This window comes from Micromonospora sp. DT43 (genome assembly GCF_049841645.1).
Lineage (GTDB): Bacteria > Actinomycetota > Actinomycetes > Mycobacteriales > Micromonosporaceae > Micromonospora.
Genome location: NZ_JBNCKR010000004.1, coordinates 206,745 through 222,899 on the forward strand (window position 1 = coordinate 206,745; position 16,155 = coordinate 222,899).

The window sequence follows — 16,155 nt, forward strand, 5'->3', positions numbered from 1 at the left end:
GGGAGGGGGCCTCGTCGTCAGATCTGGTGGAGCCAGGCGACGAAGAACAGCGCCCCGGCCACCGCGATCAGCAGCGTGGTCGGAAGCAGCCAGGCCGGAGTGCGCTCCCCGTCGAGACGGCGGGTCAGTCGCTGGTGCACGGCGGCAATGCCGATCAACGCGGCCAGGCCGGCGGCGGCCATCGGCAGGCCGACGAGGAAGTGCGCCAGCCACGCGCCGGCCCGGCTCGGACCACCCCAGGAGTGGTCGTACGGGCCGCGGTCGACCAGGCCGTACAGCATGCCGCGCAGCACCAGCAGCAGCTGAACGCCGAGCGGCAGCAGTGCCACGAAGCCGAGTAGCAGACTGAGCAGCCCGTGGCCGAGTACCGCGACCGGGCCGGGTCGCCGGTCGGGTGTGGGCGTCGGGGGTGCTCCGAGTAGTCCGGTACGCAATCTCCGCCACCGCGCGGCGGCCGCATCGGCACCACCCACCGGGGCGGTCACCAGCGCGAGCAGGGCGACCGGCACCAGCGTCGCGCAGTAGGCGAGGCTACGGCCGGTCAGGCGGGCCGTCCGGCCAAGCCGGGAACGGGTGATCGGGTGAGCGGTGGCGGACACGGCGTCTCCTCGGGTTGGGCGTGCCGCGACGCTACGGCCGCGGCCCACCCGGCCGAGTCACCCTTCGGAGCCACATCCACGCTGGCACCGGGGGGTGAGAAGCCTTCCCGGGTACGACGAAAGGGGCGGCCCGCCGAAGCGGACCGCCCCTTGTCGGTACGGCGTTACGTCAGATCCGGCTGCCGGTGGTGGCGTGGAAGACGTGGCTGCGGCCGGTACGCGGCTTGACGAACACGGTGTCACCCATGTTCGGCATGCTGCGCCGGTCGGTGCGGACGACGAAGCGCTCCGAGTTGCCACCAAGCGCGGCGTGCCCGTAGACGTTGGCGTCCGAGCCGAGGTCCTCGACCAGCTCGACGACGACGGGCATGCCGCCCTCGGTCGGGCTGACCAGGTCGCAGTCCTCCGGGCGGAAGCCCACGGTCACCTTGCCGTCGCCACCCTCGGCGCGGGCCGCAGCGACCTGCTCGCGGGTCAGCGGGATGTGCAGCTCGGCGAACTCGGCGCCCTGCTCGTTCAGCGGAACGGTCTTGATGTTCATGGCGGGGGAGCCCATGAAGCCGGCGACGAACACGTTGGCCGGGGTGTCGTAGAGCGCCCGCGGGGTGTCCACCTGCTGGAGGACACCGTCGAGCAGCACCGCGACCCGGTGGCCCATGGTCATGGCCTCGACCTGGTCGTGCGTGACGTAGACGGTGGTGACGCCCAGCTTGGCCTGCAGCGAGGCGATCTGGGTACGGGTCTGCACGCGCAGCTTGGCGTCGAGGTTCGACAGCGGCTCGTCCATGAGGAAGACCTGCGGCTCGCGGACGATCGCCCGGCCCATCGCGACACGCTGACGCTGACCGCCGGAGAGCGCCTTCGGCTTGCGGCTGAGGTACTCCTCCAGCTGGAGCAGCCCGGCTGCCTCCTTGACCCGCCTGTCGATCTCCGACTTGGAGGTCTTGCGCAGCTTGAGGGCGAACGCCATGTTCTCGTACACCGTCATGTGCGGGTAGAGGGCGTAGTTCTGGAAGACCATCGCGATGTCGCGGGCCTTCGGGGGCAGGTGGGTCACGTCGCGCTGGTCGATGTAGATCGAGCCGGCGTCGACGTCCTCCAGGCCGGCGAGCATGCGCAGGCTGGTGGACTTGCCACAACCGGAGGGGCCGACGAGAACGAGGAACTCGCCGTCGCCGATCTCGAGGTTCAGCTCGTTGACGGCGGGACGCTCGGTGCCCGGGTAGATCCGGGATGCCTTGGAATAGGTGACCGTAGCCATGGTGGTGCGCTTCCTCTCACCGGCAGGAACGTGCCGGACGATCCGAGTGAAGGAGCGACAGGCACGTACCCGTGCCGGTCAGCGGACGGCGGTCGGCCGCGGGGGCGGCCGTGGTGTCGTCCGTGTCACTGCACCGTAAACGGCTTTCCCCGCGCTGCCAAGGCGAGGGACCCTCGGAAGTGATCCAGTGCCCACACATTCCGGGCACTCGGGCACGGGCAGGCATCAATCGACGCCGTGTCAAGGCGGCGGGCGTCGGGTTGTTGACGTTTCCCGTGCTCGGGGGCACTCGCGAGCGTGATATCCGGACGTCAGTCGCTATGCTGGCCTCGACGCACGCGCCCCTGTAGCTCAGCTGGCCAGAGCACTCGCCTTGTAAGCGAGATGTCGCCGGTTCGATCCCGGCCGGGGGCTCAGAATATCCGCCGGTCCGGCCGTCCCCCCGACGGCTCGTCGGCAGCGCCGTCGGAGCGCGCATCGATGGTCGGTGACTCCTATAGTTCGGGTTACCACCGACCGTCGAGGAGTCGCATGAGCCCGCTCGTCGCGATCACCGGTAGCGCCCAGGCGGACCGCGTCTACTCGCCCGCCGTCCGCGACCCGGAGGGCGCGGCTGCGGCGGCGGCCGAGCTGGGTGCGGCACTCGCCACCCGGGGGTGCCGCATCGTCGTGTACTCCGGCGATCCCGAGTACCTGGAACGGGACGTCGTGCGCGGCTACGTACGCTCCGGCCGGGCGCAGCCCGGGTCGATCCTGGTCCGTGGCCGCTACCAGCGGGACGCGGGCTTCGAGGAGGCCCAGCGGCACCCTGATCTGTTCACAGTCGTGCCCGAGTCGACAGACGACTGGGAGGTCACCTTCTACCGGTCGCTGCTGACTGTCGACGCGTTGCTGCTGGTGGGTGGCGGACGCTCCACGTTCGTCGCCGGGCTCATCGGTCTGTCCCGGCGCATCCCGGTCGCGGCGGTCGCGGCGTTCGGCGGTGGCGCGGAGAAGACCTGGCAGCGCCTCAGCGGTGAGCGCGGCGTCGCCACCGAGGAGGAGGTGGCTCTGCTGGCCCGCCCGTGGCAGCCGGGCGCCGCCGAGCCGATCGTCGCCGCGCTGGACGCCCAGGTGCAGCGCCGCGCCGAGCAGGAACGCGCCGCTGGCGAGGCCGAGCGGGCCGCCGGGCGGCGTACGGTTGCCGGTCTGGTCACCGCGCTGGTCCTCCTGCTGCTCGCCCTCGCCACGATCCCGCTGGCGTATGCCGCTCCGGCCGGTGGGTGGCAGAACGTCGCGGTTCTCGTGGCCGCTCCGCTGTTCGCCTCGGTGTGGGGCGCGATCGTGCGCAACGCGTACGACGGCAGTGGCAACTGGCTGCGGGCGGCGGCGTTGGGTTCGGCGGCCGGTGTCATCGCCTTCCTGTTGTTCGTCGCGGCGCAGCTCTCCACCAACCCGGGCCTGCTCGACGGTGACGCGGCGCGGAAGTTGGTCTTCTTCGTCCTGGCCATCGGGTTCATCGGCGGGTTCACCTCCGAGGTGGTCTACGCCAAGCTGCGCGACCAGGACGTGACGCAGACGCCGGTCCTTCCCCCGGGCGGCCCGCGCTGAGTTGGGCACACCACTAGAGGAGAATTCGCGATGGGTCGTTTCGTGTACTGGATGAACGTGTCCCTCGACCTGCGCATCGAGCAGGTTCCCGGGGACAACGGCGCCGGCGATTGGCTGCGCATCGGCGAGGAACTGCACCGGGAGTTCAACGCGCGGGCCCGGGCGCTCGCGGGCATGGTCCAGGGCCGGGTGATCTACGAGACGATGGAGGAGTTCTGGCCCCGGGCTCGCGAGGACGCGTCGCTGCCGGACTTCATGCGCGAGTACGGCGAGATCTGGACCTCCGCGCCCAAGGTGCTCGTGTCCCGTACCCGCTCCCGTGCCGACCACGGCACCCGCGTGATCGGCGGGGACGACGCGATCGAGCAGCTGGCTCTGCTCAAGGCCGAGACGGACGGCACCCTCGGTGTGGGCGGCGCGACGATCGCCACGCAGTTGCTGCGGGCAGGGCTTCTCGACGAGCTTCTCCTGTTCACCCACCCGGCGATCCTCGGCTCTGGCCGGCCGCTGTTCGACGACGTGGACAGGCAGATCGACCTCGACCTGATCGAGCAGCGATCGTTCCCGCTCGGTGTCACCATGCACCACTACGCCATCCGGCCGACGAGCCCGTGGTGACGCAGACGTCGGTCCCGCGGTGAGCCGGGCCGTGGAGGAGTCCAACCGGGCGATGCTGCGCGCCCGCGACGCGATGGACCGGGCGTACGCCGAGCCGCTGGACATTCCGGCGCTGGCCCGGATCGCGCACGTCTCCGAGGCGCACTTCATCCGGACGTTCCGGGCCACCTTCGGCGAGACGCCACACCGTTATCTGCAACGCCGTCGGGTGGAGCGGGCGATGGCGCTGCTGGTGGAGACCGACCGGGACGTGACGGACATCTGTTACGCGGTCGGCTTCGGCAGCCTGGGCACGTTCAGCCGGACGTTCCGACAGATCGTGGGGGAGTCGCCCTCGGATTTTCGGCGTCGCCGCGCCGCGCCGGCCAACGTGCCGTCCTGCTTCACCAAAGCCTGGACGCGTCCCAGCAGTTTTGGATAAGCAGCAGGTCAGGGCCACCCTCTACGGTCTAGGGCATGACGATGAACGCGATCAGCCGCTCCCAGATCTACGTCCTCGACCAGGACGAGGCGCTGGACTTTTACGTGAACAAACTCGGCATGGAGGTCAACACCGATCAGGATCTCGGCTTCATGCGCTGGTTGACTGTCAACCTGCCAGGCGACCCGGAGCGCGAGATCCTGCTGGAGAAGCCGGGCCCGCCGGCGATGGACCCGGCGACGGCCGAGCAGGTGCGGGAGCTGCTCACCAAGGGTGCCCTGGGTGGGTACCTCTTCATGACCACCGACGACGCCCGCAAGACCCACGAGGACCTGGTGGCGAAGGGTGTCGAGATCACCGACGAGCCGACCGAGCGCCCGTACGGGATCGACTTCGGCATCCGGGACCCGTTCGGCAACAAGATCCGCGTCGGCCAGATGTTCCCCCGGGCGTAGCGTCAAGATCAAAAACCGGAAGGCGCGGGGCTGACCCGCGCCTTCCGGTGTGTTTGGGTGTACGGCATGCGGACTCGGTTGCTGTACCTGGCCCGGCACGGCGAGCAGGACCTGACCGGGCACGCCGACACGGCCTCGACCGAGCCGGATTCCGGCCTGTCCGAGCGTGGCCGGCGGCAGGCCACGCTGCTCGGTGAGCGCCTGCGGGGCCGCCCGTTCGCCGCCGTGCACCACGGGCCGCTGCGCAGGGCCGCGCAGACCGCCGAGGTGGTCGCGGCGGCACTGCCCGGCGTCCCGGTGTACGCCACGGAGTTGGCCGGTGACCACCTCCCCCACGACACAGACCCGAGCGGCCTGCCGCAGGCGTACGCCCAGTTTCTGGCCGGATTCTCGGCTGCCGAGCGGGCCGACGGGCCGCGCGTGACGGCGGAGGCCGTGCGGCGCTTCAGCGGTCCGGTGGCGGCCGACGAGGGAGCGGCCGAGGGCGAGCCGGTTCGTGAGCTGGTGGTGACGCACTCCTTCCTGATCGCCTGGCTCGTCCGGCATGCCCTCGATGCTCCAGAGTGGCGGTGGCTGGGTTCGAACCACCACAACGCGGGGTTGACTGTCATCCGGTACGGCCCGGCCGGCCCGCCGAACCTGATCGCCGTCAACGACGTGGCGCACCTGCCTGCGGAGTTGCGCGGCACCGGTCTGCCCCCGGACTACCTGGTCTGAGCGGGCGGTCGGTCAGCCGGTTACCCGCAGCAGCAGTTCGACGAGCGCACGGGTGGCCGGCGGCGGCGCGGGATCGGCGGGGCAGTCGACGTACCCGGTCTCGACGGCGCCGACGGTCAGGCGGTAGCTGAACGCGTCCGAGCAGCTCGTCGTGGTGCCCGTGCGGCGGGCCTCGGTGGCCAGCCGCCTGTCGGCCGCCAGGCCGCGGAGCCGGCCGAGGTCGGCGGCGTCGAGTTTTCCGGTACGTCGGCCACCGGCCCGGTCCACCGCCGTCCACTGGCCGTCCGGTTCGACAGTGACGTTGTCGCCGCGGCCGGCGAAGCCGCCGGAGCGGAACAGGGTCACCCGCCCGGCCGCCGCGTCCGGTGCGCCGGGCACGACGGGAGCGGTGCCGCTCGACGTCGGGGCGATCGGAGGGGTCGCGGTCACCGGCGGCGGGGTGCCGGTGGCCGATTGTTGGTTCGCGGGGGTGCCGGCCGGGTCCGTGCCGGTGCAGCCGGCCAGGAGGGCGGCCAGCAGCGCGATCGTGACACCTGTCGTCGAGGCGGGTCTCATGTCCGTCGGACGTGCCGGTGCCAGCGTTGGTTCCCTTGTCAAGGCCCTCATCCGTTCGGCCAGTCTCAATGTCTGGGAGCGGTCCAAGCCTTCTCTTTTCCTCAACACATCGCTATATCTACATGCGTGACTACCCCCGTCACAACCTTTCTCCTTTCAGGAGGGCACGTGAAACGACCCCTCGCGGCCGTCAGCGCAGCGCTGCTCACCAGCGGCCTGCTGACCTGCGTCGCCACCACGGCGCACGCCGCACCACCCACCGCTCCCGCGCCGGACGCCTCCGCCGCGGCCCGAGCGGCGACCGTCCTGCGGACGAACCCCGGCGCCGTCCAGGGTTCGAGCGCCGAGTCCTACCAGGTGCGCAGCACCAAGGTGGACGCCTCCGGCGCGGCGCACACCCGCTACACCCGCACCTACCAGGGGCTCCGGGTGTACGGCGGTGACTTCGTCATCCACACCGCGTCGAACGGCACGTACGCCGGCAGTTCGGTCGGGCTCGCCGCACCGCTGACCCTCACCACCACGGCCCGGGTCACCGCGGGCGCGGCGAAGAAGGCCGCCAGCGCCCGGTTCACCGGCAAAACCGAGGCCGTGGGTGCCCCGGAACTGTTCGTCGACGCCAGCTCCGGCACGGGCCGGCTGGCCTGGGAGACGGTGGTCAGCGGCTGGCAGCCCGACGGGCAGACGCCGTCGCGGCTGCACGTGATCACCGACGCCACCTCCGGCGCGACAGTCGGGTCGTACGACGAGATCGAGTCGGTGGTCGGCAGCGGCCAGGGCATCTACACCGGCACGGTAAGCATCGACACGACGCTCTCCGGCAGCACCTACCAGATGATCGACCCGGCGCACGGCAACGGCCGTACCTGCGACATGAACAACGGCACGTCCAGCTGCACGACCTTCACCGACGCCGACAACGCGTGGGGCACCGGCGCCAACTCCAACCGGCAGTCGGCCGCCGTGGACGCGCACTTCGGCGCCGCGAAGACGTTCGACTACTTCAAGAACGTGCACGGCCGCAACGGCATCTTCGGCAACGGCAACGGCGTGCCGAGCCGGGTGCACTACGGCAACAACTACGTCAACGCCTTCTGGGACGGCGCCCAGATGACCTACGGTGACGGCTCCGGCAACTCCCGCCCCCTCGTCTCGCTGGACGTGGCCGGGCACGAGATGAGCCACGGTGTCACCGAGGCGCTGGCCGGCCTTGTCTACTCCGGCGAATCCGGCGGCCTCAACGAGGGCACCAGCGACATCTTCGGCAACATGATGGAGTTCTACGCCGCCGCACCGAGCGACCCGGGCGACTACCAGGTCGGCGAGAAGATCAACATTAACGGCAACGGTACGCCGCTGCGCTACATGTACAACCCGTCGCTGGACGGCTCGTCCGACAGCTGCTGGTCCACCAGCACCAAGAACAAGGACGTGCACTACTCCTCCGGCGTCGCCAACCACTTCTACTTCAACCTCGCCGAGGGCACCGGCGCCACCTCGTACGGCACCTCGCCGGTCTGTGGTTCCGCCCCGGCGGTGACAGGCATCGGCCGCGCCAAGGCCGAGAAGATCTGGTACCGGGCGCTCGACGTCTACTTCACCTCCAACACGTCGTACGTCAACACCAGCAACCCGGCGAACACCGCCCGCGCCTACAGCCTGCGGGCGGCCACCGACCTGTACGGCAGCTGCTCCACCGAGTACAAGGCCGTGCAGGCCGCCTGGACGGCCGTGAACGTGGCCGGCAACGACGCGCCCTGCTCCACCGGCAACGACTTCTCCGTGTCGCTGTCGCCGACCGCCGGCTCGGTGAACCCGGGCAGCGCGGCATCCACCACCGTGTCGACCGCCACCACCAGCGGTACGGCGCAGACCGTGACGTTCTCCGCGTCCGGCCTGCCCAGCGGGGCGAGCGCCGCGTTCAGCCCCGCCTCGGTGACCTCGGGCGGCTCGTCCACCCTCACCATCAGCACCTCGGCGAGCACCCCGCCCGGCACCTACTCGGTCACCGTGAACGGCGCGGGGTCGGTCACCCGCAGCGCCACCTACACGTTGACCGTGAACGGCACCGGGGGCGGCTGCACCGCGCCGGGCCAGAAGCTGGCCAACCCGGGCTTCGAGTCCGGCGCGACCGGCTGGACGGCCAGCTCCGGCGTGATCACCAACTCCAGCGGCCAGGCGGCCCGCACCGGGTCGTACAAGGCGTGGCTGAACGGGTACGGCAGCAGCCACACCGACACGCTCGCCCAGTCGGTGGCCCTTCCGGCGGGCTGCTCGTCGTACACGGTCAGTTTCTGGCTGCACATCGACTCGGCCGAGACCACCACGAGCGTCCAGTACGACAAGCTGAACGTGCAGGTGCTGAACTCGGGCGGGACGGTGCTGGCCACGCTGGCGACCTACTCGAACCTGAACAAGGCCACCGGCTACAGCCAGAAGTCCTTCTCCCTGGCCGGGTACGCCGGCCAGACCGTCAGCCTGAAGTTCACAGGCACCGAGGACTCCTCGCTGCAGACGTCCTTCGTGGTCGACGACACCGCGGTCACCGTCTCCTGACCTGACCAGGAGCGGGCCCGGCGGCCCCCATCCGGGTGGCCGCCGGGCCCGTGCCGTTACGTGTCTGCGAATCTTGGACAGATTCCGTCATCTGCGGACGGAATCTGTCCAAGATTCACTTCGGTCGGACACGTGCGGCGAGGATGGGGTGGGTCTGTGGCGGGTGCGGAGTTGACGGTCACGGTTTCCGGGCCGGTGGCGACCGTGGTGATCCACAACCCGGCCCGTCGCAACGCGATGACGGCGGCCATGTGGCGCCAACTTCCCGAGCTGCTCGACCGGCTGGAGCCCGACCCCCACGTACGGGCCCTGGTGCTCACCGGCGCGGACGACGCCTTCTGTGCCGGCGCCGACCTCGGCGACCTGGCCGAGCTGCTGGACGCCGGCGACACAAGCATCGCAGTGGCCGCCGAGGAGCGGCTGGCCGGCTTCGCCAAGCCGACGGTCGCGGCGATCCGGGGCGCCTGCGTCGGAGGTGGCGCGCAGCTCGCGGTCGCCTGTGACCTGCGGATCGCCTCGGAGGACGCCCGCTTCGGCGTACCCCCGGCCCGGCTCGGGCTGGTCTATCCGGCACCGACCACGCGCCGGCTGGCCCGGCTGGTCGGCCCGTCGGCGGCGAAGCACCTGCTGTTCACCGCCGAGATGATCGACGCCGACCGCGCCCTGCGGATCGGCCTCGTCGACGAGGTGCTGCCGGGCGACCGGCTCGCCGCGCGGGTGGACGATCTCACCGCCACTATCGCCCAGCGCTCGCCGCTGAGCGTCACCGCCGCCAAGGAGATCATCGACGACCGGGCCGGACCGGCGCGGATCGCCTGGTGGCACCGCAAGGTGAGGGACAGCGGCGAGGCCCGCGAGGGCGTGGCGGCCATGGCGGAGCGCCGGGCACCCCGCTTCGCCTGGCGAGCGCCCTCCGACGGCTGACGGCTGCGCCGCCGCGCGCGACCGGGGCCGGCCGCCTGCTCCGCCGGCGACCCACCCACCCGCCCGGCCGCAGTGGATACCTGCGGGCCGCGCGAAGGCCCAACAGTCGGGCCGAGCCCGTTTGGCACGCAGCCATCGACGGGTATCCCGGACCAACGGGGAACGGGGGTCAGAATGGATACGCCGATCACGAATTCAGAGGGCTCCGGGCGGAGGCCACGCCTTCTCGTCCTGCTGATTGCCCTGCTGGTGGGCGGCGTGGTTGCCGCGCTGGGCGTCGGTGTGGCGGTCGGTGGCGACGACACCGCTGCCTTCGACGGTGATCCACCCCCCTGGGCTTTCGTTCTCGGCGCCACCCTGTCGTTGATCGGGCTGGCCGTGGAGATCGGCGCGCTCGTCTGGACCGTGCGCTCCGGTCGGTACCGGGCCGCGCGCCGGTCGCGGCTGTTGACGCTGAGCTGGTCGCACCGCTTGCGGCTCGGGCGGCAGGTCAGACATGGGACACCCGAGGCCGGCGATGATGCGGTGCTCCTCGAGGAGATGGCCCGACAGATGGCCGGCAACCGCTGGTCGGCAGGCCTGATGGCAGGCCTGATGACGGTGAGCGTCGGTCAGGCGCTGATGCGATTCGCGCCGTTCTGGGCGGTGTTCAGCGGAGTGGTCGCGGTGGCTGGCGCGGTGGCCATCGTTCTGGTCATCCGGGACGCCCGTCGGGCCGAGGCGTTCCTGCGCGCCCACCCGGACCTGACCGGACAGTAACCGCCGCCGCGGGTTTCACCCATTGCGAAACCTCGATCCCGGGTGGCACCGGATCGGAGCGGTACGGCAGGCTGTCCGTCGTGCAGCGTGATCGGTTGCTTGCGGGCCGCTATCGGCTCCTGGAGCGCCTCGGCAGCGGGGGCATGTCCGCGGTCCACCGGGCGTACGACGAGGTGCTCGAACGGGACGTCGCGGTGAAGGTGCTCGTCGCCTCGGACGGCAACGCCCGGCAGCGGATCCGAGCCGAGGCAAAGGCGGCGGCCCGGTTGTCGCATCCGCACGTCACAAGCGTCTACGACTTCGGCGAGTCGGTCGTCGACGGTGTCCAGGTCCCGTTCGTGGTGCTGGAACTGCTCAACGGCGTCACCCTCGAACAACGGCTGGTCGCCGGGCCGCTGCCACCCCGCGCCGGGCTGCGGGTCTGCGCCGAGGTGGCGGCGGCACTCGAAGCCGCGCACGCCCAGGGGTTGGTGCACCGCGACGTCAAGCCGGGCAACGTGATGCTCACCCCCACCGGCGCGAAGGTGCTCGACTTCGGCATCGCGGCGGCCATCGGCGACCCGGAGATCGACTTCGATGGACGGCTGCTCGGCACGCCCGCCTACCTCGCTCCCGAACGGCTGGCGGCCGGAGAGGTGCTGCCGGCCTGCGACGTGTACGCCCTCGGCCTGCTCCTGTACCGGACGCTCACCGGCCGGCTGCCCTGGGCCACCGAGGCGCAGGCCGGGATGCTCCGCGCCCACGTCCACGTCGAGCCGGATCCGCTCCCCGAGATCCTTGGAGTGCCGCCCGAGATCCACAGGCTCTATCGCTGGTGCCTGGCCCTCGATCCCGCCGACCGGCCCCCGGCCGCCGAGGCGGCCCGCATCCTGCTCGCCGCGGGCCAACAACTCACGCAGACGCCACAGGGTTCCTCCCCGGCCGAGGTGACCGAGGTGGCCGACGACGCCTCGGCCGAGCCGGGCACCGGCGTGGGACCCCGCCCGACCGGCACCTCCCGGCGACCGACCCGCCGCCGGCACCGGGCGGTGCTGACTGTCGGCGGCGCGGTGATCGCCGCGGTGGCGCTTGCCGGGTCGCTGGGCGACTACAGCAGGCGGCAGCACGACGGAACCAACCCGCGAACAGGCATCGGCACGGGTGGCACCACCACTGTGGGGCTGCCACAGACCGTCGAACAGCCCGAACCATCCGTGGCCCCTCCGCCGACCGGCCCGTCGGCCCGGAAAATCCCCGCCATCCCCGGGACCAGCCCACCGACGGGTCCCGGTGAAAGGTCCACCCCTGCATCGACGGCGCCCAGGCCCAGGCCCAGACCGACGCCCACGCCCACCGATCCCGTGGTGGTCACCGTGCAGACGCAGGGCGGGACGGTCAGCGTTCGCTGCCTCGGGGGATCGGCCGAACTGCTCACGGTGACGCCCGCGCCGGGCTATCAGGTGGCGCCGTACGACCCGGGCCCGGCGAAGCAGCTCCAGGTCGAGCTGACCTCGGCAGCGCACAGCAGCGAGATCCGTACGCACTGCGCGAACGGCCGCCCGAAGCCGAAGGTCACGGAACGCGACCTCTGACCGGGGCCGGCGGGTGCCGCGCCGGGGCGTACCCCGACGCGGCCCCCCGTTCCCGCCGGCCGGTCGGTCACCGCCCGGCCAGCGACGCCCAGCCCGGGTTCACCGGTTCCCGGCGCAGCGGCATGCCCGCCTCCGCCGGGGTGCGGTCGCCCTTGCGCTGGTTGCAGCCGTAGCAGGCGGCGGTCGTGTTTCGCCACGTGTTCCGGCCGCCCCGCGAGCGCGGCAGGATGTGGTCGATCGTCGATGCGGCCCCACCGCAGTACGCGCAGCAGCGCTCGTCGCGGCGCAGCACCCCTGCCCGGGACCAGGCCGGCCCGGAGTTGAACCGCCACCGGGTGACCACGTAGCGGACCAGCCGCACCACCCGGGGCAGCGGGAAGACACCGATCAGCTGGTCGGGCTCCGCCTCGTGGATCTCGGCCACCCGGCGGCAGAGCATCCGGACGGCGTGCTGAACGGTGACCCGGTGCAACGGGCCGAGGTCGGCGTTGACGACGAGGACGGCGTCCACCGGGACTCCTTTCCAGATGGTGCCGGACAGCGAAGAGCCGCCCGGTCCAGGCTTTCGGACGGGCGGCTCGGCGCGTACGGGTACGCGTCAGTCGGGCCGGCCCGCCCGGGGGTCTTCCGCTCGCCAACCGTTGCCGGGCAACGCCGACGACGGCACGGTGCTGGCGTGCGACATCGTCATGATCTGCTCCCGTGGCGGTGGTTGACCTTGCGTGATCACGGTAGGTCGACGCGGGAGGTACCGGCAACGTATTTCGATCGGCCGGCCTCCTCGGGACGCCGCTGGCGACGGGTGCGGGGAGCCGCTTTCACCGCGGCCTGGGCGATGGTCAGCGGCCGGTTCAGCCGTAGGGCCATCCGTGCGGTCAGTTCGCTGTCCAGCAGGGGCCGGTTGACCTCACTGGCGACCGCCAGGGCGGGCCCGGAGACCGACCGCCAGATCGCGGCCAGTCCGGCGCCGAGACCCACCAGGGCGACTGTGGCCCGGGTGGTCGGTGAGCCGGCGGCCGCGGCAGCGCTCACTCCGACGACCGCGAAGAGCACCAACAGCAGGGGTACGAGCACCGGCCAGAAGATGCCCCGCGCAGCCTGCGCCACCAGCCGCCGGTCCCGGATGATCAGATTTTTGGCGATCACCGCGTAGTCCTCCTCGTCGAGCAGGTCGCGCGGGTGCAGGCCGCCGGTGAGCACGTCGCGCCAGAGGTCGCCCTGGCCGCGCAGGGCCCGGCTCAGCTCGGCGGGCGCCGGCACGGCCGGGTCGCCGTGGCCGGCCCGGTCGACAGTGTTCGACCAGGCGGCAAGCGACCGGCGCACCACCGCGGCCGAGTACGGCGGCAGGACGGTGGCCAGTTCGTCCAACCACCTGCTGATCTGGACCTGCCGGCCCCCGAACTGTCGCAGCAGTTGTGCGACGTCGCCGGCCCGGACGGTGTCGGCCACTGATCGGCCCAGCCGGTAGGCCAGCCCGACCCGATGGTTGGCGGCCATCGCCCACCGCAGCACCTCCACGTTGAGGTCGTCGAGGGCGAGCAGCAGCGGCACCGGGTCGGCGGGGTCGGGCTGCCCCGGGTCGGGCAGCAGGGCTCGGGCGGCCGACGTGTCGGGTACCGGCCTGGTGTGCCGGGTGAGGTCGGCGATCTGGGCCAGTGCGACGTCCACCCCGTCGAGGTACATCCGCATCCGCCGGTGGGTGGACATCTCGGTGAGGTTGGAGAGTTTGGCCGGCGGTACGGCCGGGCGGGCGTCGACGAAGGCGCGCGGCTCCGCCTGCTGCCCGTGGTGGTAGGCGTCCGCCATCCACCAGCCCAGCCGGAGCGCGGTGACGATGCAGGCGCGCTCGTCGCGGATCAGCGGGTACGCGTCGCCGCGGCCGATCTCGTCGATCGACGAGCCGTTTCCCGTGCCGGCGCGGTGCAGTGGTGACATCTCCGCTGCCCTCCCGCCCGGCCGATCGACGGTTGATCATTCGAGCGTACGGCAGCGTACGGTGGCTTATGTTGTGTTTTGTTGTTTTTGCCCGGCGCGACCGGCCAGCAGCCCGCGCGGTCGGATCGAGCGCACCGGCTCGGCCGCGGCGCCCTCCGCGCGCAGGATGTGGTTCGCCGCGATGATCCCGGTGGCCGCGGAGCGTTCCATCAGGGCGCTCGGGAAGTCCGTGGCGATCCCGTCGCCGGCCAGGTAGACACCGGGCGCCTCGGTGCGGACCCCCGGACGCCAGGCGTGGCTGCCCGGCGTGAACGCCGGCGCCTGCGCCTCCACCCGGGCCCGCAGCTCACGGACCCGCAGGTCGCCGGCCTCCGGCCAGAGCTCGACCAGCTCGCGGCGCATCCGCTCGGCCAACTCCTCAGCAGGCACGTCGGGCTCGCAGGCGTACGCGTGCAGCTCGATGACCGACCCGCCGGTCCGCTGCGCCCAGCGCCGCGGCTCGTTCTCCAGCCGGTGGTAGAGCGTCACCGAGTCCAGAGTGGGTTGGCGGGACACCCCGTTGAACACCGCCCGCTCGGCGGCCACGTCCCCGTCACACCAGTACCGCGCCACCGCGTACGGGGGGCCGGGGGTGCCGAAGGCCGACATCCGCGCGGCCAGTTCGGGTGCCTGCCCGGCCAGGTCCGGCGAGGCCGCGACAAGCGCGGCGAGCGCGGGCGGGTCGACGGCGAGCACGACGTGACCCGCCGGATGGCTGCCCCCGTCGGTGGTCGTCACCCGCCATCCGTCGCCGTCGCGGCGCACCCCGGTGGCGGCGCTGCTGGTGAGAACGCGGCCGCCGTGCTTCTCCACGTGCCGGGTCAGGGGCTCCCAGATCGCCGTCGCGTAGTCCTCGTCGGGGCAGTCGAAGGCCAACCCCTCCGGGTTGCCGAGCAGGTAGAAGTGGAACTGGGCGACCATCTCGGCCGCCGACATCTCCGCCTCGTGGTTGAAGAACGAGTGCGAGAAGACCTCGAACAGCATCGCTCGCGCCCGGTCCGGCAGCCGCAGCGACGCCAACAGCTCGTCGGCTGTGGTGTCGTCCAACTCCGCGTAGGTGCGGACCGGGTCGTAGGTGAGCAGCGGCAACGCCGCGTCCCGGTCCATCGACCGCAGATCGCTCAGACGTAGGCTCGGGCTGCGCAGCAGCAGCGCCAGCAGGTTCGCCGGCGGCGCGGGCGGCAGCTTGCCGAACTCCTCGGTCGGCCACCGGGCGCTGAGGATCGGATAGCCCGGGATCGGTTTGAGGAAGCCCAGGTCACTGTCGATCCGGCGGAGGATGGACCGCCAGTTGTAGTACTGCCGGAAGAACGCGTGGAAGCCGTGCTCGTTTCGCTGGCTGCCGTCGGCGAGGGCCTCCGGCCAGGCGCCCAGCCGACCGCCGAGCGTCGGTGCCGCCTCCAGCACCGTGACCGCCACACCCCGCTCGGCCAGCACCACCGCCGCCGACATGCCGGCGATGCCGCCCCCCACCACCAGCGCCGTGGTGGGTCGCGGAACGCGGTCGGCGCCACCGCCGCCCGGGTCCACCTGATGCTGCCGTACGCCGATCAGCCGACCTACCACTTGCGACAGCGCCATGGGGCCAGTCTGCCCCACAGCGGTTCAGTCGGCCGGCAGGCAACGGCGGGGGCGGTCGGAGGCCGGCCAGACGTACTCCAGATCCTCCGGCACGTCGTCGCCGAACAGCGGGCGGTAGTGCGTCGGGTCCTTGCGCAGCAGTGACGAGCGGTGACTCAGGTGCAGGTCGTCGCGGCCCAGCCAGGATGGCAGGTCACCGGCGCGGGCCAGCTCGTCCTGGGTCCGGATCACCCCGGCCCCGCAGGCGTCGGCGAGGTCGACGGTAAGCGTGGTGGCGCAGGTGTCGGCGCGCCCCGGCTCGGTCCAGACCGCGCACATGTCCAGCCCGTAGCGGACGAGCGCCTCCTCGTACCCGGCCCACATCTTCACCGCCGGATGGTTGCGCCAGACGTACCCGGGTCGGGTCAGGCCGCGCAGCACCTGGATGGCCTCCACCCGCTGCTTGCCCAGCCGCTTCTGGTCCAGCGCACGGGCGCTGGCCAGAAAGTCCGGGTACGGGAGGAACGTCTGCATGGCGCTGCTCTACCCGGCCCCGGGGCGGGCATGCCTGGTCACGGGATGATCCGGGCGGGGT

General features: G+C 71.7%; 16 protein-coding genes and 1 tRNA gene. 10 read left to right on the plus strand and 7 right to left on the minus strand.

Annotated elements, in window-relative coordinates:
- Positions 1-17: 17 nt before the first annotated feature.
- Positions 18-599, minus strand: coding sequence for a hypothetical protein (locus ACLQ26_RS12480; RefSeq protein WP_425744560.1), 582 nt, complete (start codon positions 597-599; stop codon positions 18-20).
- Positions 600-768: 169 nt separating this feature from the next.
- Positions 769-1,860, minus strand: coding sequence for an ABC transporter ATP-binding protein (locus ACLQ26_RS12485; RefSeq protein WP_425744561.1), 1,092 nt, complete (start codon positions 1,858-1,860; stop codon positions 769-771).
- Positions 1,861-2,200: 340 nt separating this feature from the next.
- On the opposite strand from ACLQ26_RS12485, the gene ACLQ26_RS12490 reads away from it, so the two are divergent.
- From ACLQ26_RS12490 to ACLQ26_RS12515, 6 genes are all read left to right on the plus strand, one after another.
- Positions 2,201-2,274 (plus strand) — tRNA-Thr (locus tag ACLQ26_RS12490).
- Between the two features lie 117 nt (positions 2,275-2,391).
- On the plus strand, positions 2,392-3,450 hold the full coding sequence (locus tag ACLQ26_RS12495) for a hypothetical protein (RefSeq protein WP_393297628.1): 1,059 nt from the start codon (positions 2,392-2,394) through the stop codon (positions 3,448-3,450).
- 30 nt (positions 3,451-3,480) lie between these two features.
- A complete protein-coding gene (locus tag ACLQ26_RS12500; RefSeq protein ID WP_425744562.1) occupies positions 3,481-4,068 on the plus strand; it encodes a dihydrofolate reductase family protein in 588 nt (195 codons plus the stop codon).
- A 19-nt stretch (positions 4,069-4,087) separates the two neighbouring features.
- Positions 4,088-4,489: a helix-turn-helix domain-containing protein gene (locus ACLQ26_RS12505; RefSeq protein ID WP_425744563.1), complete on the plus strand. Its 402-nt coding sequence runs from the start codon at positions 4,088-4,090 to the stop codon at positions 4,487-4,489.
- A 35-nt stretch (positions 4,490-4,524) separates the two neighbouring features.
- Positions 4,525-4,944 carry a VOC family protein gene (locus ACLQ26_RS12510; RefSeq protein ID WP_425744564.1) on the plus strand — a complete coding sequence of 140 codons (420 nt, stop codon included), beginning with the start codon at positions 4,525-4,527 and terminating at the stop codon, positions 4,942-4,944.
- A gap of 66 nt (positions 4,945-5,010) precedes the next feature.
- Entirely contained in the window at positions 5,011-5,661 is a 651-nt protein-coding gene (locus tag ACLQ26_RS12515; protein ID WP_425744565.1) for a histidine phosphatase family protein, read from the plus strand.
- A 12-nt stretch (positions 5,662-5,673) separates the two neighbouring features.
- Here the strand turns inward: ACLQ26_RS12515 and ACLQ26_RS12520 are convergent, their stop codons facing one another.
- Positions 5,674-6,216, minus strand: a complete 543-nt coding sequence (locus ACLQ26_RS12520) for a hypothetical protein (protein WP_425744566.1) — start codon at positions 6,214-6,216, stop codon at positions 5,674-5,676.
- Between the two features lie 168 nt (positions 6,217-6,384).
- On the opposite strand from ACLQ26_RS12520, the gene ACLQ26_RS12525 reads away from it, so the two are divergent.
- The 4 genes from ACLQ26_RS12525 (at position 6,385) to ACLQ26_RS12540 (ending at position 12,026) form a co-directional block, all read left to right on the plus strand.
- Positions 6,385-8,772 carry a M4 family metallopeptidase gene (locus tag ACLQ26_RS12525; RefSeq protein ID WP_425744567.1) on the plus strand — a complete coding sequence of 796 codons (2,388 nt, stop codon included), beginning with the start codon at positions 6,385-6,387 and terminating at the stop codon, positions 8,770-8,772.
- A 156-nt stretch (positions 8,773-8,928) separates the two neighbouring features.
- Positions 8,929-9,696 carry an enoyl-CoA hydratase/isomerase family protein gene (locus ACLQ26_RS12530; protein WP_425744568.1) on the plus strand — a complete coding sequence of 256 codons (768 nt, stop codon included), beginning with the start codon at positions 8,929-8,931 and terminating at the stop codon, positions 9,694-9,696.
- A 174-nt stretch (positions 9,697-9,870) separates the two neighbouring features.
- Positions 9,871-10,455: a hypothetical protein gene (locus tag ACLQ26_RS12535; RefSeq protein WP_425744569.1), complete on the plus strand. Its 585-nt coding sequence runs from the start codon at positions 9,871-9,873 to the stop codon at positions 10,453-10,455.
- A gap of 80 nt (positions 10,456-10,535) precedes the next feature.
- Positions 10,536-12,026, plus strand: coding sequence for a serine/threonine-protein kinase (locus ACLQ26_RS12540; protein WP_425744570.1), 1,491 nt, complete (start codon positions 10,536-10,538; stop codon positions 12,024-12,026).
- Positions 12,027-12,093: 67 nt separating this feature from the next.
- On the opposite strand, the gene ACLQ26_RS12545 is transcribed toward ACLQ26_RS12540, so the two are convergent.
- The 4 genes from ACLQ26_RS12545 to ACLQ26_RS12560 all read right to left on the minus strand — a co-directional run bounded on the left by ACLQ26_RS12545 (position 12,094) and on the right by ACLQ26_RS12560 (position 16,094).
- Entirely contained in the window at positions 12,094-12,537 is a 444-nt protein-coding gene (locus ACLQ26_RS12545; protein ID WP_425744571.1) for an HNH endonuclease, read from the minus strand.
- Positions 12,538-12,752: 215 nt separating this feature from the next.
- Positions 12,753-13,961 carry a hypothetical protein gene (locus ACLQ26_RS12550; protein ID WP_425744572.1) on the minus strand — a complete coding sequence of 403 codons (1,209 nt, stop codon included), beginning with the start codon at positions 13,959-13,961 and terminating at the stop codon, positions 12,753-12,755.
- A 66-nt stretch (positions 13,962-14,027) separates the two neighbouring features.
- The gene (locus ACLQ26_RS12555) at positions 14,028-15,581 is read right to left on the minus strand and encodes an FAD-dependent oxidoreductase (RefSeq protein WP_425744573.1); all 1,554 of its coding nucleotides are present in this window, start codon (positions 15,579-15,581) and stop codon (positions 14,028-14,030) included.
- 24 nt (positions 15,582-15,605) lie between these two features.
- A complete protein-coding gene (locus tag ACLQ26_RS12560) occupies positions 15,606-16,094 on the minus strand; it encodes an MSMEG_6728 family protein (RefSeq protein WP_425744574.1) in 489 nt (162 codons plus the stop codon).
- Positions 16,095-16,155 lie beyond the last annotated feature (61 nt).

Coding starts and splice junctions, on each gene's coding strand:
- ACLQ26_RS12485 (WP_425744561.1), bottom strand. CDS start 1,860: ATGGCTACGGTCACCTATTCCAAGGCATCCCGGATCTACCCGGGCACC.
- ACLQ26_RS12520 (WP_425744566.1), bottom strand. CDS start 6,216: ATGAGACCCGCCTCGACGACAGGTGTCACGATCGCGCTGCTGGCCGCC.
- ACLQ26_RS12535 (WP_425744569.1), top strand. CDS start 9,871: ATGGATACGCCGATCACGAATTCAGAGGGCTCCGGGCGGAGGCCACGC.
- ACLQ26_RS12500 (WP_425744562.1), top strand. CDS start 3,481: ATGGGTCGTTTCGTGTACTGGATGAACGTGTCCCTCGACCTGCGCATC.
- ACLQ26_RS12495 (WP_393297628.1), top strand. CDS start 2,392: ATGAGCCCGCTCGTCGCGATCACCGGTAGCGCCCAGGCGGACCGCGTC.
- ACLQ26_RS12560 (WP_425744574.1), bottom strand. CDS start 16,094: ATGCAGACGTTCCTCCCGTACCCGGACTTTCTGGCCAGCGCCCGTGCG.
- ACLQ26_RS12555 (WP_425744573.1), bottom strand. CDS start 15,581: ATGGCGCTGTCGCAAGTGGTAGGTCGGCTGATCGGCGTACGGCAGCAT.
- ACLQ26_RS12515 (WP_425744565.1), top strand. CDS start 5,011: ATGCGGACTCGGTTGCTGTACCTGGCCCGGCACGGCGAGCAGGACCTG.
- ACLQ26_RS12550 (WP_425744572.1), bottom strand. CDS start 13,961: ATGTCACCACTGCACCGCGCCGGCACGGGAAACGGCTCGTCGATCGAC.
- ACLQ26_RS12510 (WP_425744564.1), top strand. CDS start 4,525: ATGACGATGAACGCGATCAGCCGCTCCCAGATCTACGTCCTCGACCAG.